This is a genomic window from Polymorphobacter multimanifer (genome assembly GCF_014205635.1).
GTDB classification, from domain to species: Bacteria; Pseudomonadota; Alphaproteobacteria; order Sphingomonadales; family Sphingomonadaceae; genus Sandarakinorhabdus; species Sandarakinorhabdus multimanifer.
Genome location: NZ_JACIIV010000001.1, coordinates 168,853 through 183,723, shown reverse-complemented (window position 1 = coordinate 183,723; position 14,871 = coordinate 168,853). Strand labels below are relative to the sequence as shown.

General features: G+C 69.4%; 14 protein-coding genes. 5 read left to right on the top strand and 9 right to left on the bottom strand.

Annotated features, from left to right (window positions below; genetic code table 11):
* Positions 1–54: 54 nt before the first annotated feature.
* On the bottom strand, positions 55–1,260 hold the full coding sequence (locus FHS79_RS00820) for a class I SAM-dependent RNA methyltransferase (RefSeq protein ID WP_184193876.1): 1,206 nt from the start codon (positions 1,258–1,260) through the stop codon (positions 55–57).
* The gene (locus FHS79_RS00815; RefSeq protein ID WP_243452547.1) at positions 1,257–2,654 is read right to left on the bottom strand and encodes an NAD(P)H-hydrate dehydratase; all 1,398 of its coding nucleotides are present in this window, start codon (positions 2,652–2,654) and stop codon (positions 1,257–1,259) included. The genes FHS79_RS00820 and FHS79_RS00815 overlap by 4 nt, the downstream gene beginning before the upstream one ends.
* 35 nt (positions 2,655–2,689) lie before the next feature.
* On the opposite strand from FHS79_RS00815, the gene FHS79_RS00810 reads away from it, so the two are divergent.
* Positions 2,690–2,902 carry a hypothetical protein gene (locus FHS79_RS00810; protein WP_184193873.1) on the top strand — a complete coding sequence of 71 codons (213 nt, stop codon included), beginning with the start codon at positions 2,690–2,692 and terminating at the stop codon, positions 2,900–2,902.
* 22 nt (positions 2,903–2,924) lie between these two features.
* Here the strand turns inward: FHS79_RS00810 and ilvD are convergent, their stop codons facing one another.
* Positions 2,925–4,643 carry a dihydroxy-acid dehydratase gene (gene ilvD / locus FHS79_RS00805; RefSeq protein WP_184193870.1) on the bottom strand — a complete coding sequence of 573 codons (1,719 nt, stop codon included), beginning with the start codon at positions 4,641–4,643 and terminating at the stop codon, positions 2,925–2,927.
* 92 nt (positions 4,644–4,735) lie between these two features.
* Between ilvD and FHS79_RS00800 the strand changes: the two genes are divergently transcribed.
* Positions 4,736–5,116: a VOC family protein gene (locus FHS79_RS00800; protein WP_184194078.1), complete on the top strand. Its 381-nt coding sequence runs from the start codon at positions 4,736–4,738 to the stop codon at positions 5,114–5,116.
* On the opposite strand, the gene FHS79_RS00795 is transcribed toward FHS79_RS00800, so the two are convergent.
* The 6 genes from FHS79_RS00795 to FHS79_RS00770 form a co-directional block, all read right to left on the bottom strand.
* Positions 5,113–5,832: an N-formylglutamate amidohydrolase gene (locus FHS79_RS00795; protein ID WP_184193867.1), complete on the bottom strand. Its 720-nt coding sequence runs from the start codon at positions 5,830–5,832 to the stop codon at positions 5,113–5,115. The two genes, FHS79_RS00800 and FHS79_RS00795, sit on opposite strands and share 4 nt — an antisense overlap.
* Positions 5,829–6,614, bottom strand: coding sequence for an enoyl-CoA hydratase/isomerase family protein (locus FHS79_RS00790; protein WP_184193864.1), 786 nt, complete (start codon positions 6,612–6,614; stop codon positions 5,829–5,831). The genes FHS79_RS00795 and FHS79_RS00790 overlap by 4 nt, the downstream gene beginning before the upstream one ends.
* Positions 6,615–6,765: 151 nt before the next feature.
* The gene (locus tag FHS79_RS00785) at positions 6,766–7,050 is read right to left on the bottom strand and encodes a hypothetical protein (RefSeq protein ID WP_184193861.1); all 285 of its coding nucleotides are present in this window, start codon (positions 7,048–7,050) and stop codon (positions 6,766–6,768) included.
* Between the two features lie 207 nt (positions 7,051–7,257).
* Positions 7,258–8,073 carry a 4-(cytidine 5'-diphospho)-2-C-methyl-D-erythritol kinase gene (locus FHS79_RS00780; protein ID WP_184193858.1) on the bottom strand — a complete coding sequence of 272 codons (816 nt, stop codon included), beginning with the start codon at positions 8,071–8,073 and terminating at the stop codon, positions 7,258–7,260.
* Between the two features lie 12 nt (positions 8,074–8,085).
* On the bottom strand, positions 8,086–9,744 hold the full coding sequence (locus FHS79_RS00775; RefSeq protein ID WP_184193855.1) for a tetratricopeptide repeat protein: 1,659 nt from the start codon (positions 9,742–9,744) through the stop codon (positions 8,086–8,088).
* 190 nt (positions 9,745–9,934) lie between these two features.
* Positions 9,935–11,584 (bottom strand): electron transfer flavoprotein-ubiquinone oxidoreductase, encoded by a 1,650-nt coding sequence (locus tag FHS79_RS00770; RefSeq protein WP_184193851.1) that lies wholly within the window; start codon positions 11,582–11,584, stop codon positions 9,935–9,937.
* 127 nt (positions 11,585–11,711) lie between these two features.
* On the opposite strand from FHS79_RS00770, the gene FHS79_RS00765 reads away from it, so the two are divergent.
* From FHS79_RS00765 to moaB, 3 genes are read left to right on the top strand one after another with little or no spacing between them, the layout of a single operon-like run.
* A complete protein-coding gene (locus tag FHS79_RS00765) occupies positions 11,712–12,464 on the top strand; it encodes a uracil-DNA glycosylase (RefSeq protein ID WP_184193848.1) in 753 nt (250 codons plus the stop codon).
* Positions 12,461–14,344 (top strand): lytic transglycosylase domain-containing protein, encoded by a 1,884-nt coding sequence (locus tag FHS79_RS00760; protein WP_184193846.1) that lies wholly within the window; start codon positions 12,461–12,463, stop codon positions 14,342–14,344. The genes FHS79_RS00765 and FHS79_RS00760 overlap by 4 nt, the downstream gene beginning before the upstream one ends.
* Complete coding sequence (gene moaB, locus FHS79_RS00755) at positions 14,344–14,871, top strand: molybdenum cofactor biosynthesis protein B (protein WP_184193843.1); 528 nt, start codon at positions 14,344–14,346, stop codon at positions 14,869–14,871. Before FHS79_RS00760 ends, moaB begins: the two co-directional genes overlap by 1 nt.

Sequence of the window (14,871 nt, the reverse complement as noted above, 5' to 3'; positions counted from 1 at the left end):
CGTGGCAAATGCCCGCCGGCAGCTTTCCGGAGAATGAACGGTTAGCGGGAACGGCTAGCGCCGCGTGAACAGCGCCACCAGCTCGACATGGCTCGACCAGCGGAACTGCGCCACCGGCCAGAGCTTTTCGATGGCCCAGCCGGCATCGGCGAGGCGCCTTGCATCGCGGCCGAAGGTGCTGGGGTTGCACGAGACACCGATGATCCGCGGCACGGCGGAGGTTGCGAGCATCTTCACCTGGGCCTCGGCGCCGGCGCGGGGTGGATCGAAGACCACGGCATCGAACGGCTTCAGTTCGTCGGGCGTGAGCGGGCGGCGGAACAGGTCCCGGTGCACCGTGTCGAGCGGGCGGCCGGCGGCGCGGGCGGCCCCTGCCAGCGATGCCACGGCCGGGCCGGCGGCATCGACGGCCATCACGCGGGCGGCACGGCTGAGCGGCAGCGCGAAGGTGCCGAGGCCGCAGAACAGGTCGGCGACGACGCGCGCGCCGGCGGTGGCGGCGGTGACCGCGGCGACAAGGGCGGCCTCGCCCTCCACCGTGGCCTGAAGGAAGGGGGCGGGGGGCAGGCTGACGCGGACGCCGCCCATCATCAGCTGCGGGGTCTGCGCCTCATAGACCGTCTCCACCCCCTGCGCGCCCTCGACCGAGAGCCGTGCCAGCCCATGAGCCCTGGCGAAGTCGGTGAGCCGCTGGATCTCGTCGAGGCTCTCGGCGTGGATGTTGGCGACGAGCAGGTCGATGCCGGTGTCGGACGCGGTGAGGGTGAGACCCGCCCCCTGCCCTTCGGCGAGGGTCTCGTGCAGCAGCGCGCGTAGCGGTGCCACCAGCGCGAAAAGCTCGGGCAGCATCACCTCGCATTGCTGGAGATCGATGATGCGGTGGCTCGATTCGCTGTTGAAGCCGAGCAGCAACTGGCCGCCGCGCCGCACCGCGCGGATGGCGATGCGCCGCCGCGATCGGGGCGGCGAGAGGGCGACCGGCGCCACGTCGGCGGGCATCATCGGCCCCAGCACGCGCACCAGCCGATCGAGCACAAAGGCGCAATAGGCCTGGTCGGTGATGTGCTGGAGCTGGCAGCCGCCGCACTCGGGAACATGCCGGCAGACGGGGACGACATGGCCGGGGCCGGGGACGATGACGGGCTTGCCATCCTCGAAATGGATCTCGTCGCCGACTGCGGCACCCGCCACGAAGCGGCCGTCGGCGGTGATGCCGTCGCCGCGGGCGGCAAGGCGGATGATGGTCTGGATGTCGTTCACAGGCTGGCCAATACGGATGGAAGGGCGGCGACCAGATCGTCGGCTATCAGGCCGGGGCCGCAGAGGAAGCCGGCCTCGCCATGCAGCCAGGCGGCAGCGGCGGCGGCACGGAACGGGTCCATGCCCTGGGCGATGAGCCCGGCGATGATGCCGGCGAGCACATCGCCGCTGCCGGCGGTGGCGAGGTGCGGCGAGGCATGGGTGTTGACGAGCACCCGGCCATCGGGGGCGGCGATGATCGTCTCGGGGCCCTTGAGGAGCACCACCGCGCTTGCGAGGCTCGCGGCAGCCTGGACGGCGGCGATGCGGTTCGGGCCGATGTCGCCGAACAGCGCGCGAAACTCGCCCTCGTGCGGGGTCAGCACCATGGGCGCTCGCGCGGCGGCAAGCATCGCGGGATCGGCGAGCCGAAGCGCCATGGCATCGAGCACGACCGGAAGCGACGCTGCGAGCGCGCGGTTGAGCCAGTCACGCGACCGGCCGTCTTCGGCGAGGCCGGGGCCAAGGAGCAGGGCCGTCGTGCGCCGATCATCGAGCAAGGTGCGGGCGGCGGCATCATCCCGGCGCATGATCGCGTTCGGGAGGGTTGCGGCGTCGCCGGCGAGGGTCACCACCCCTGCCCCGCTGCGAAGTGCTGCGCTGGCAGCGAGGGCGGCGGCACCCCCGGTGGCGAGGTGGCTGCCGACCACCAGCAGCTGGCCACGCGCGAACTTGTGCGTGTCGGGGGCGGGCACCCCGCGAAGTGGCCGGGACACCAGGTGGATGGGGACATCGGGCAGTGCTGCGCCGATATCCGCCACCACCAGCCGGCCGCGCGTGCGCGCACCGGCGCCCTGGACATGGCCGTGCTTGGCGGCGCCGAACGCGATCGTGAGGTCGGCGGCCAGCGGCTGGCCATGGGCTTCGCCGGTCAGCGCGTCGATGCCGCTGGCGATGTCGAGTGCCACCACCGGGCCGCTGCCCTGCAGGGCGGCGAGCAGGGCTTCGGCTGCGGGGGGAAGCGGGCGACCGAGGCCGGTGCCGAACAGTGCGTCGACGATCAGCGTGTCGTGCGTGTCCGCGAGCGTCTCGGGGCCAAGCACCGGGCCGTCCCAGCGCGCCGCCATGGTCTGCGCAGGCTCGGTGGCGGGGGGTGCCAGCGCGATGACGTCCACACTGACCCCGCGCGCGCGCAGGCCGAGCGCCACGCCATAGCCATCGCCGCCATTGTTGCCGGGGCCGCAGAGCACCAGCGCCCGGCCGCGCGGGGCGAAGGCCATGATCGCGGCAGTGCCGGCGGCAGCGGCGCGCTCCATCAGCACCAGTGCGGGGGTGCCGGCGGCGATGGCGGCGGCTTCGGCGCCGCGCATTTCATCGGGGGTGAGGAGCGGCGGGCCGGCCGGCAGCATCAGCATTGCGCGGCCTCCCGGGCAATGGCACAAGCGGGGGCATGATCCGCCCCGCCCTGCTTTTGTGCCTTTCCCTGCTCGCCGGCTGTGCGGCGTCGCCGCTCTATGTCGAGCGCGGGCGCGGTGGCACGCTGGCCGAGGTGCCGCGCGACGCGCGCGGCGAGCCGATCTGGGCGGCGATCAAGCCCATGCCGAGCCTCCCCGGGGAAACCTCCCCGGTGATGACCGCCGGCAACCAGTTGCAACCGCGCTGAGCGCCAGAACGCTGGAAAAGCCTCAGATATCGGCAAAGACATGGGTTTCTGCAGCCGCTCCCGGATGGGTGACGGCGCCCGTGCGCGCGGGTCCGACATTCTGCGCAAAACGCCAGATCGCCCCGGCATTGTAATCGGTGCGGCGCGGCTCCCACGCGCTGCGGCGCGCGGCGAGGACATCGTCGGCAACATCGAGGTCGATCGTGCCGGCCTCGGCATCGATGTGGATCAGGTCGCCATCCTCGACGAGTGCGATCGGCCCGCCATCGGCAGCTTCGGGGCCGACATGGCCGATACAGAAGCCGCGGGTGGCGCCCGAGAAGCGGCCATCGGTGATGAGCGCCACATGCTCGCCAAGCCCCTGGCCATAGAGGGCGGCGGTGGTGCTGAGCATCTCGCGCATGCCGGGGCCGCCCTTGGGGCCTTCGTAGCGAATGATGATGACGCAGCCCTGCTCGATGGTGCGCGCCTCGACGGCGGCGAAGCAATCCTCCTCGCAATCGAACACCCGCGCCGGGCCGCTGAACTTGAGCCGCGCCAGCCCGGCGACCTTGACGATGGCGCCATCGGGGGCAAGCGAACCCCTGAGGCCGACGACGCCGCCGGTGGGCGAGAGCGGGGCGGAGACCGGGTAGATGACCTTCTGGTCATCGCGCCAGCTGATCTCCTCGATGTTTTCGCCAAGCGTCTTGCCGGTGACGGTCAGGCAGTCACCATGCAGCAATCCGGCATCGAACAGCGTGCGCATGACCATGTAAACGCCGCCGGCGTCGTGGAGATCCTTGGCAACATACTTTCCGCCGGGCTTGAGGTCGGCGATGTAAGGTGTTGACTTGAATATCGCCGCCACGTCGAACAGGTCGAAATCGATGCCCGCCTCATTGGCCATGGCGGGAAGATGGAGGGCGGCATTGGTCGAACCGCCGGTGGCGGCGACGATGCGCGCGGCATTCTCGAAGGCCGTGCGGGTGCAGATGTCACGCGGGCGGATGTTCTTCTCGATAAGCGTCATCACCTGGCGGCCGGCCGCCGTGGCGATGTCGGCGCGGCTGCCATAGGGGGCGGGCGCCATGTTGCTGTTGGGCATCGACAGACCGATCGCCTCCCCCACGCATGCCATGGTGTTGGCGGTGAACTGGCCGCCACAGGCGCCGTGCCCGGGGCAGGCCACCTTTTCGAGCGCGGTCAACCGCGCGATCGGGCAGGAGCCGGCGGCATAGCCACCGACGGCCTCGAACACGTCGACGACGGTCACATCCTTGTCCTCGAAGCGGCCGGGGAGGATCGAGCCGCCATAGACGAAGATGCTGGGCACGTTGAGCCGCAGCATCGCCATCATCATGCCCGGCAGGCTCTTGTCGCAGCCGGCAAAGCCGACAAGCCCGTCATAACAATGGCCTCGCACCGAAAGCTCGATCGAATCGGCAATGACCTCGCGGCTGATGAGGCTGGATTTCATGCCCTGGTGGCCCATGGCGATGCCATCGGTAACGGTGATGGTGTTGAACCGCCGCGGCAGGCCGCCAGCCTCGTCGACGCCCTGTCGGCAGACATCGGCCTGGGCATCGAGGGTGGTGTTGCAGGGGGCGGAATCATTGCCCGCCGACACGATCCCGACGAACGGCCGGCCGATCTCTTCCTCGGTCAGGCCCATGGCATAATAATAGCTGCGGTGCGGCGCGCGCTCGGGGCCGACCGAAACATGGCGGCTGGGCAACCTGGACTTGTCGAAACGGCTCACATGTGGCTCCCTGTCGAGCGGTCGGGCGACAGTCGATGCGCGCGCCGGTCCGCCCGGTCAAGTCCGGCGGGCGGCTTTGGGGGGATGAAGCGATGGGCGTGGTGGGGATTGGCGGGCTGTTCTTTCGCGCGGGTGACCCGGACGCGCTGGCGCTATGGTATCGCATCCACCTGCATATCGGCGCCGGCTGCAATGCCGATGCCGCCGGACCCGTCGACGAATGGAGCTGGATGACGCACGGCGGGCCAACGGTGTTCGCGCCCTTCAAGGCGGACAGCGACTATTTCCCCGCCGACAAGGCCTTCATGCTCAACCTGCGCGTCGAGGGGCTGGAGGCGTTGCTGGCAAGCCTCGCCGAAGCCGGCATTGCGGCAGAAACGCGCGCCGAATGGGATTCGCCCGAAGTGGGTCGGTTTGCACGGATCCATGATCCCGAGGGCAACCCGATCGAGCTGTGGGAGCCGCCTGCCTAGCGAAGTTGCCTGAGCAGCTGGTGCGTGGTGTCGGCGAGGATGGCGCACCAGTGTGCCACGCCGGCGGCATCGCGCAGGCCGTCGTTGCGCACCTCGATGCCGAGATAGGGAAGCCCGCGCGCCTCGGCGTGGCGATCCATCGTGTAGTTGAGCGTGTTGCCCGAATAGGGCTCGTTATCGCCCACATGCAGCCCGCGCGCGGCGAGGAGCGGCAATGCGAGGCGCGGCGCCCGGCTGTCGGTGTTGTGGAGCAGGCCGATCGGCCAGGGGCGGGCTTCCGCGGGGGCGGTGGCGAGCTGCGGGGTGAAGCTGTGGATCGACAGCAGCAACTGCGGGCGGTGGGCGGCCACGGCCGCGTCGATGGCGGTGTGATAGGGCGTGTGGATGGCGGCGAGGCGCAGCGACCGCTCGGCGTCGGACAGCGCGAGGTTGCCGGGGATGACATGGCCATCCGAGGCGGCCGGGATTCCGCTCGGCTCATCGGGGTCGCGGTTGAGATCGACAACGAGCCGCGACACGGTGGCGATGACCGCCGGCGCATCAAGGGCGAAGGCGAGCGCCTCGGCGAGCGCTGCGGTGCCGATGTCGATGCCGATGTGCGTTTCGAGCAGCGCCGGGTCGATGCCGAGATCGATGCCGGGTGGCACGGCGTTGCTGGCATGGTCGGCGACGATGAGGACCGGGGCGGTGCCGGAAATGATGCGGGGTGCGGTCATGCGCTTGCGCCGAAATCGGGCTTGCGCTTGGCAAGGAAGGCGGCGACGCCCTCGGCGAAATCCGGCCCCGTGAAGGCGGCATCGAAGCCGGCCTGGCTTTCGGCATCGTCATCATGCGCGCCTTCGATGATGCGCTGGATGATCGCCTTGGACGCGCGCTGGCTCGACGGCGAGGCGGCGGTGACGGCGGCGGCGAAGGCAGTCACCTCGGCGTCGAGGTCCTGCGCGACGATCTGCACCAGCCCGATGCGCAGCGCCTCGGCGGCATCGACGAGCGCACCCGAGAAGAGCAGCCGCCGCGCCTGGGCGGGGCCGACGAGCTCGACGAGCAGGCGGGTGTCGTGGAGCGGATAGACGAGCCCGAGTTTTGCCGGCGTGATGCCGAGGCGGGCACGCGGCGAGGCGATGCGGAGATCGCACGCCATCGCGACGCCGCAGCCGCCGCCCACCGCGTCGCCGTCGATCACCGCCAATGTCGGCTTCGGGGCGCGGGCGAGCGAGACCTGGGTGGCGCGGATGGCGGCGGCGTTGCGGGCACGCCAGGCGGGATCGGCGGAATGCACGGCGAATTCGGCGATGTCGGCACCGGCGCAGAATGGTCCGGGATGGGCGCTGGCGACGATGAGCAGGCGGACTGCAGGGTCGGCCATAGCGCGGGCGACGAGGCCGGGCAGCGCCTCCCACATCGACTGCTCCATCGCGTTGCGCTTTGCCGGACGATCGAGGAGCAGCCGTGCCACCGGGCCGGCGGTTTCGAGGCGGAGATGCGGGTGGTCGGTCATGCGGGCCCCTTTGCTGCGGTTCTCGACTTAACGAGGCAGGGGCCATGTGCGCCAGACAAAAAACGGCCGGCGCTCGGCCCTTGTTATCGGGGGGGAGAGAGCGCCGGCCGGGATTTGCCGCCGGCGCATGCGCCGGCGGCTGGGAGAGCGATTACTGAGCTGCGACGTTGGTGTTCAGCGCAGCAAGGTCGGTGCCGAGTGCCTTGGCGGCCGACGCGAACTTCTTGCCGGCTTCGGCGCGGCCACCGGCATCGCACAGGCGCTCGCCGACGACGATGAGGCGCATGGCCATGGTGGCCTGCTCGGGCTGGGCGGTGGCCGCGGCGCTGCGCAGTGCTGCCGGCGTGTTTTTGCAGGTGTTGGCATCGGCGGCGAACGCGGGTGCCGAAACGGCTGCTGCGGCAAAGGCGATGGCGATGAGAGCACGGTTGAACATGGTCTTCTCCTGTTGTGTCGCCGGGGGCAAATGCCGGTCCGGTTGAGCGTCACTCGAAACTTGTGAGTGAAGCTTTAAGTGAGACTCAGTTAATGGTCAAGCGAGAACTGAGTGGCAATCAGAAATATTTTGTGCGTTGCGGTATAGACCCGGTTTGCCTTCGGTTGACGTGCGCGTCAACCTTTCATGCTGCGCTGCGGCAAATTTTTAGAGCAGCGTTGTCGCTGCGTGCCACCAGCCATGTGGCGCCAATGCAGCTGCCGCCGTGTCGCGGGCGCCGACTGTCTCGAACAGCGCGAGGCAGGTGGCGCCCGAGCCGCTCATCCGCACCAGCGTGGTGCCTGGCTGCCTGGAAAGCGCTTCGAGCACCTCGCCGATAACCGGGGCGATGGCGCATGCTGCCGGGGTCATGTCGTTGCGCAGGCTGGCCAGTGGCGCCTGGGCGTCGATGCCGCCGCGGTCGGCCTGGTCCCAACCGGCGAAAACCGGGCCGGTGGGCACGGCGACGCGCGGGTTGACGAGGAGGATCGGCGTGCCGGCGAGATCGTGCGGCCAGCGGGAAAGTGTCTCTCCCTTGCCCTGCCCGAAGCAGGTCTGGCTGGCCACGCATGCCGGCACATCGGCGCCGAGCCCGGCCGCCAGCGCTTCCAGCCGCGTGGCAGGCCAGTCGAGCTGCCAGAGCCGGCCCAGCAGCCGCAGCGTCGCCGCGGCATCGGCCGATCCGCCGCCGAGGCCGGCGGCGACCGGGATGCGCTTTTCGAGGTGGAGTTCCGCCCCCGCATGGATGCCGGCGGCGTCCGCCAGCGCCCTGGCGGCGCGGATCACCAGATTGTCCGGCCCGGCGCCGGCCGCCTCGGCGTGCTCGCCGTCGATCCGGAGCGTCAGCGTATCCGCCGGCTCGGCGTGCAGCGTGTCCCCGAACGCGGTGAAAGCGAAGATCGTCTCGAGGTCGTGATAGCCGTCTTCGCGGCGGCGGCGCAGGTGCAGGGCGAGATTGACCTTGGCAGGTGCGGCTTCGTGCATCGTGCGCGGGTATCAGTTCGCCATCGCGACGGCGGCGTCGAGGCCATAGTCCAGCTTGGCGAGCAGCTCGCGGCGTTGCTTGTCGCTGGGCTCCATCTGCAAGGCGGCGCGCCAGCGGAAATTGGCCTCGATGCGCCGGCCGGTGCGCCAATAGGCATCGCCCAGATGATCGTTGACCGTGGCGTCGGTCGCCTCGAGCTCGGCGGCCTTTTCCAGAGTGGAAACCGCCTCGGCGAAGTTGCCGCGCCGGAACTGGCTCCAGCCGAGCGAGTCGATGATGCCGCCATCGGCAGGACGCAGGGCAGCGGCCTTTTCGATCAGGGCGCTCGCCTCGGGCAGCTTGAGCGAACGGTCGAGCAGCGAATAGCCGAGATAGTTGAGGACCACCGGCTCGTCGGGGGAGAGCTGCAGCGCGGCGCGCAGATCGGCCTCGGCACCCGGCCAGTCGCCGGCCTGCTCCTTCATGCTGCCGCGCAGGAACCACAGGCCCCAGTTGTTGGCGCCTTCGGGGGTGAGTGCCAGCGCCTGCGAATAGGCCTCGATCGCCGGACCGAAGGCGGAGGCGCGGCGGTGCCAATCCCCCAGCCGCACCCAGGCATCGCTTCCGGCTCCCGGTACGGTGGTCGCCTTGCGCAGCAGCGCGCCGGCCTGCGCGGTGTCCCCCATCGCTTCAAGCACTTCGGCGCGGCGAATGCCTGCCGACACGGCGAGGGCATCGTCATCCGCCACCTTTTCATAGGCGGCGAGCGCTGCCGACCGCTGGCCGCCGCGGGCGAGCATATCGCCGGCGATCAGCCAGCCGGCGGGCACATCGGGGGCGAGAAAGGTCGCGGTGCGCGCGAACAGCAGTGCCAGCGGCACTGGCCGCTCGCGCGACAGGTCCGACGCCAGCCGTGCTGCCATCCAGGCGATGCCCTGCCGCGGCCCCGGCGCCAGTGCGCCGATGCGCTTGCCCGCCTGCAGCCGGGTGCGCGCCGCCACGGTGGGCGGATCATTGCCATCGAGCAGCGCCAGTGCGCGAACCTTGTCCCCGCCCTCGGCGACGGCATCGGCCTCGCCGACGCGGATGAAGCTGATGCCCGCCGGCGATCCGGCGCGCAGGCTGGCATAGGCGGCCGCCGCCTCGGGCCAGCGCCTAGCCGCCGCGAGCATATGGGCGCGCTGCTCGGTGACATAGGAGCGCGCAAAGCCGGTGAACTGCTGCGGATCGAGGATGGCCAGTGCCGCATCATTCTCGCCGCGCCCGAAGCGCACCCAGGCATCGACGATCGGCGAGACGACCTGCGCATAGCCCGCGCCCGCCAGCGTGGCGCGTGCGGCATCGGCGGCCTTCCAGTCCTTCTTGAGCACCGCTTCGCTCAGCAGCAAAACGCCCAGCTCGGGATTGGCACCACCGCTCGCCTGCAGCTGGTGCGCCAGCGCAAAGGCCTGTTCAGCATCGCCCGACGCCACCGCGAGCTCGAAGGCGCGGCGCACCAGCGTGGGCTTGCCGGGATCCTGCGCGTTGGCGAATTCGAAGAAGCGCGCGGCATCGGTGAGCGAGTCCCCCGATGACGCGGCGCGGCCGAGGACATAGCCATGGAGCGCCGACGAGGGCTGGCCGGCGGCGTTGATCCGCGCGGTGGCGGGCGCGGCGAGCGCCAGGAGGGACAGGAACAGGAGGGTACGCATGGGGGGACTCTGGCTTGGGTGGGGCTGGGAGTCGAGAGGGTTGGGGGTCGCGGTGCGGTCAGGAAGGAAGAGGCCGTGGCAAAGCCACGGCTGGCGTCGGACGGGTTCGGCGCGCAGGAGCGCGCGCCGCCCCGCCGGCCGAGCTTGCGCGAGTCGCAGAATAGCTGCGCTATTCTTGCGCCGCGCTGCGCTACATATTCGGATAATTCGGCCCCCCGCCGCCCTCCGGCACCACCCACACGATATTCTGCGACGGGTCCTTGATATCGCACGTCTTGCAATGGACGCAGTTCTGCGCGTTGATCTGGAAGCGCGGCTCGCCGGTCTCCTGGCCCACCACTTCGTAAACGCCGGCCGGGCAGTAGAGCCGGGCGGGCTCGTCGTAGAGCGGCAGGTTGACCGCAATGGGGATGCTCGGGTCCTTGAGCTTGAGGTGGACCGGCTGGTCCTCCTCATGGTTGGTGTTGGAGATGAACACGCTCGACAATTTGTCGAAGCTGTAGACGCCATCGGGCTTGGGATAGACGATCGGCTGCACTTCCGACTTTTTCTTGAGCGACTTGTAATCGGGGTGATTCTTCATCGTGAAGGGCAGCCGCAGGCCGAGATGCTCCAGCCACATGGTGACGCCGGCAATGCCGGTGCCGATGAGATTGCCGAACCGCTCGACTGCCGGCAGCGTGTTGCGCACCATCCGCAGCTCGGATTCGACCCAGCTCGTCTGATAGGCGGCCTGATAGGCGGTCAGTTCGTCATTGCCGCGCTGGCTGGCGATGGCCTCCACCGCGGCGTCCGCCGCCATCATCCCGGTCTTCATCGCGGTGTGGCTGCCCTTGATCCGCGGCACGTTCACGAAGCCGGCCGAGCAGCCGATCAGCGCGCCGCCGGGGAAGGCCAACTTCGGCACCGATTGCCAGCCGCCATCGTTGATCGCGCGGGCGCCATAGGAAACGCGGCGGCCGCCTTCGAGAATTGCCTTGATCGCCGGGTGTGTCTTCCAGCGTTGAAACTCGTCGAAGGGCGAGAGATAGGGGTTCGAATAGTTGAGCCAGACCGAAAAGCCGAGCGCCAGCTGGCCATTGGCCTGGTGGTAGATGAAGCCGCCGCCATTGGCATCGGAGAGCGGCCAGCCCTGGGTGTGGATGACCTTGCCGGGCACATGCTTTGCCGGATCGATGTCCCACAGCTCCTTGAGGCCGATGCCGTAGATCTGCGGATCGCTGTCCTTGTCGAGCGCGAAATGCCTGATGAGCTGCTTGGACAGATGCCCGCGCACACCTTCGGCGAAGAAGGTGTATTTGGCGTGCAGTTCCAGCCCCGGCTGCCAGCTCGGCTTTTTCGAACCGTCGCGGGCGATACCCATGTCGCCGGTGGCGACGCCCTTCACCGAGTTATCCTCGTTCCACAGGACTTCGGCCGCGGCAAAGCCGGGGAAGATCTCGACGCCCAGCGCCTCGGCCTGGCCCGCAAGCCAGCGGCAGAGGTTGCCGAGGCTCACCGTGTAGCAGCCCTTGTTGTTCATGAACGGCGGCATCAGGCCGTGCGGAAACTCGTGCTGCTTCGTCTCCGTCAGGATCCAGTGGTGGTTCTCGCTCACCTCCACGGTCATCGGGCTGTCCATCGTCCGCCACTCGGGGAGCAATTCGTCGAGAGCCCGTGGATCGACTACGGCACCCGACAGGATATGCGCCCCGACTTCGGAACCTTTCTCGAGAATGCAGACCGAAAGTTCGAGGCCCTTTGCCGTCGCTGCCTGCTTGGCCTTGATCGCGGCTGCCAGCCCTGCCGGGCCCCCGCCCACGATCACCAGATCATAGGGCATCGATTCACGTTCGCTCATGCCTTGCCTTTCATCCATCCCCACCGCCGACCACGGTCAACATCCTGCCGCAGCTTTGCCATGCTCTGTCAGATACGGAAGCGATTGTCGCTTGACCAGAGGCGCTGCCGCCGCAGAAGTGCGCGCAATGTTGGCTGCAACCGCCTCACCACAACTGCCGAATGCCATTGTGGCTGCATCGGCACTTGGCTGGCTGGTCGATTGCGGCCTGGATGCGGTGGTAGACGCCACCCCGCGCAACTGGCTGGCCGAACGACCGACGCCGGCCACCGAGGCGCTGACTGTGCGGCCAGAACCGTTGCAGGCGCCGGCTCCGGTTCAGCACGCGCCCGCGGCCCTTGCGCTCGATGATCTCGACAGCCTTGCAGCACTGGATGCCGCCCTTGTGGCAATCGACCATCCGCTCGGCCGGCGCAGCGCCGCTCCACCCCGGCTGCTGACGGTTGCAGACAATGCGCCGCTGCTTCTGCTCGGCGAAGTGCCGTTGCCCGACAATGGCGACGAGCGCCGGCTGCTGGCTGCAATGCTCGCCGCCATCGGCATCGAACTCGATACGGTGTCGGTCGCGGCGCTGCTGCCATGGTCTACCCCCGGCAACCGGCCGGCGCGCGCCGACGAGGTCGACAGTTTCCTGCCTTTCCTGCGGCGTTCGCTGGCGCTTGCGCCGCAACGCTGCATCCTGGCGCTCGGCCAGCGAGCCGGCCAGCTTGCCGTGCCCGATGCGCCGCTGGCAGCGCTGCGCGGCCGCGCGCTGGCGCTCGAGGGCGTGCCGATGCTCACCACCTATCCGCCTGCCATGCTGCTGCGCCAGCCGGCGCTCAAAGCCGATGCCTGGGCCGATCTGCAGCGGCTGCAGGCGCTTCTCGAAGGCACTGCATGATCCGCAAGCTTCTCTTCGCCGCCGCGCTGCTTTCGGGCAGTGCAGCGCTCGCCAATGACCAGACGATGACGCCGCCGGGAGACGGCACGCTGATCGTGACCGGAATTCGCGACGGCATCACCGCCCGCCAGCGCGCGGTGCCGGCACAGCTGACCGCGGCCGAGCGCGCCGTCTGGCGCTCGCTGTTCCTCGATATCGACGCCGGGCGGCTGGCACAGGCAGAGGCCGCGCTGGCGTCGCTCGGCAAGGGACTGCTGACCGAGACTGCGCGCGCGCAGATCATCGCGGCGCGTGGCCCCAAGGGTGTTGCCGGCAAGTTCACGCGTGCCCAGCTTGTCGAGTGGCTGAACACCTATGGTGACCTGCCCCAGGCGCAGGGCGTGGCGCGTGTTGCCGCCCAGATGCGTGGCGACGCCGGGCCAATCCCGGTGCTGCCGAGCATGCGGCCGCTGCGCTACATGAGCGTAAACCCACCGCTGGCGTTCCGCTCCGAGACCGGCGAGACCGACTTCGGTGCCGCCAATGCGCTGAAGCCGCTGCTTGCGGCGGACCGGAACGCCGACGCCGAGCGGGCCTGGGCAAATGCCGAGGCCGGCCTTTCGAGCGGGGCGCGAGCCGAATGGGCGCAGCGGGTGGCGTGGAGCTATTACGGCCAGAACGACAATCCGGCAGCGCTGCGCCTCGGGCTGCAGGCGGCGCGCGGCATGGGGCCATGGGCCGCCCTTGGTGCCTGGACCGCAGGGCTCGCGGCGTGGCGGCTCGGGCAATATGATGCGGCAGCAGAAGCCTTCGACCTGATGGCGACGCGGATGGCGGGCTATGAGCGTACCGAGGACCTGGCCGCGGCCGGTGCCTATTGGGCGAGCCGCGCGCACTTGGCCGCCGGCCACCCCGAGCTGGTGACGCCGCGCCTCGAATCCGCCGCACGGGCGCCCAACAGCCTTTATGGCGTGCTGGCGCGACGCGCGCTCGGGCTGGCGCCGGTGCAGGACTGGTCCGAACCCGATTTCATCACCGCTGACTGGAACCATTTGCGTGACTTCGCCGGCGCCCGGCGGGCCGCAGCACTGGTGGAGATCGGCCAGATCGGGCTTGCCGACCGCGAGCTGAAGCATCTGGCGCTGACCGCACCCCAGGCCAATTACTCGGCACTGCTGCGCTTGGCTGCCCGGCTCAGCCTGCCCGCCACGCAGTACAGCCTTGCGGTGCGGCCGCCGGTGGGGATCGACCCGCCACTCTCGGCGCGCTTCCCCGCACCCGATTGGGAGCCGGCGCGCGGCTGGCGTGTCGACCGCGGGCTGGTGTTTGCCCATGCGCTGCAGGAATCGAACTTCATCACCACCGCCACGTCGCGGGCGGGTGCGAAGGGTGTGATGCAGATGATGCCCGGCACCGCGCGCGAAGTGTCCGCCGCGATGGCGGCGGCTGCCACCGAAGGGAGTTCGGCGGTGATCGGCAGCCTCACCGACCCGGCGTTCAACATCGAGGTGGGCCAGACCTATCTGGAGGCACTGCGCGACATGAGCTACACCGAGGGGCTGCTCCCCAAGGTGATCGCCGCCTATAATGCCGGCCCCGGCAGCGTGCAGCGCTGGAACGCCAGCCTCGATGACCGCGGCGACCCGCTGCTCTTCATCGCGTCGATCCCGTTCCGCGAAACGCGCCATTATGTCGAAGTGGTGCTGCGCAATTACTGGATGTACCAGCTGCGCGATGGCGAGACGCCGGCGAGCGTCGATGCGCTGATCGGCGGGCTGTGGCCGAAGTTTCCGGGGATGCCGGGCCTGCCGGCGGTCAAGCGCCTGCCGCGGCCGGTGCAGGTGTTGCCGAGCCAGGCCGAGCCCGAAAAGCTTCCCGGCCTCGTTGAATCGGGCGCCTGATGCCGATCGACACCAGCCGGACGTTCCGCGCGGTGAACATCGCCGTCCTCACCGTGTCGGACACCCGCGATGCGTCGTCGGACACGTCGGGCGATACGCTGGTCGAGCGGCTGACGTGCGCCGGCCACACTCTGGCGGCGCGCGCGATCCAGAAGGACGATGTGCCGATGCTTGTCGAGCGGCTGCGGGGCTGGATTGCCGACCCGGCCATCGACGCGATCATCACCACCGGCGGCACCGGGCTGACCGGGCGTGATGTGACCCCGGAGGCGCTGGCGCAGGTGGCGGAGAAGGATATTCCGGGCTTCGGCGAGCTGTTCCGCTGGCTCAGCTTCCAGACGATCGGCACCTCCACCGTCCAGTCACGCGCCTGTGCCGGCGTGGCGCAGGGCACCTACATCTTCTGCCTGCCCGGCTCGACGGGGGCGGTGAAGGACGGGTGGGACGGGATCTTGAAGGACCAGCTCGACAGCCGGCACCGGCCGTGCAATTTCGTCGAGCTGATGCCGCGGCTGCGCGAGAAATAG

What these genes read in the sequence shown, in the direction of transcription:
- FHS79_RS00775 (WP_184193855.1), bottom strand. Translation starts at nt 9,744, where the DNA reads ATGCGTACCCTCCTGTTCCTGTCCCTCCTGGCGCTCGCCGCGCCCGCC.
- FHS79_RS00760 (WP_184193846.1), top strand. Translation starts at nt 12,461, where the DNA reads ATGATCCGCAAGCTTCTCTTCGCCGCCGCGCTGCTTTCGGGCAGTGCA.
- FHS79_RS00780 (WP_184193858.1), bottom strand. Translation starts at nt 8,073, where the DNA reads ATGCACGAAGCCGCACCTGCCAAGGTCAATCTCGCCCTGCACCTGCGC.
- FHS79_RS00795 (WP_184193867.1), bottom strand. Translation starts at nt 5,832, where the DNA reads ATGACCGCACCCCGCATCATTTCCGGCACCGCCCCGGTCCTCATCGTC.
- moaB (WP_184193843.1), top strand. Translation starts at nt 14,344, where the DNA reads ATGCCGATCGACACCAGCCGGACGTTCCGCGCGGTGAACATCGCCGTC.
- FHS79_RS00810 (WP_184193873.1), top strand. Translation starts at nt 2,690, where the DNA reads ATGATCCGCCCCGCCCTGCTTTTGTGCCTTTCCCTGCTCGCCGGCTGT.
- FHS79_RS00800 (WP_184194078.1), top strand. Translation starts at nt 4,736, where the DNA reads ATGGGCGTGGTGGGGATTGGCGGGCTGTTCTTTCGCGCGGGTGACCCG.
- FHS79_RS00785 (WP_184193861.1), bottom strand. Translation starts at nt 7,050, where the DNA reads ATGTTCAACCGTGCTCTCATCGCCATCGCCTTTGCCGCAGCAGCCGTT.
- FHS79_RS00770 (WP_184193851.1), bottom strand. Translation starts at nt 11,584, where the DNA reads ATGAGCGAACGTGAATCGATGCCCTATGATCTGGTGATCGTGGGCGGG.
- FHS79_RS00765 (WP_184193848.1), top strand. Translation starts at nt 11,712, where the DNA reads ATGTTGGCTGCAACCGCCTCACCACAACTGCCGAATGCCATTGTGGCT.
- FHS79_RS00790 (WP_184193864.1), bottom strand. Translation starts at nt 6,614, where the DNA reads ATGACCGACCACCCGCATCTCCGCCTCGAAACCGCCGGCCCGGTGGCA.
- FHS79_RS00815 (WP_243452547.1), bottom strand. Translation starts at nt 2,654, where the DNA reads ATGCTGATGCTGCCGGCCGGCCCGCCGCTCCTCACCCCCGATGAAATG.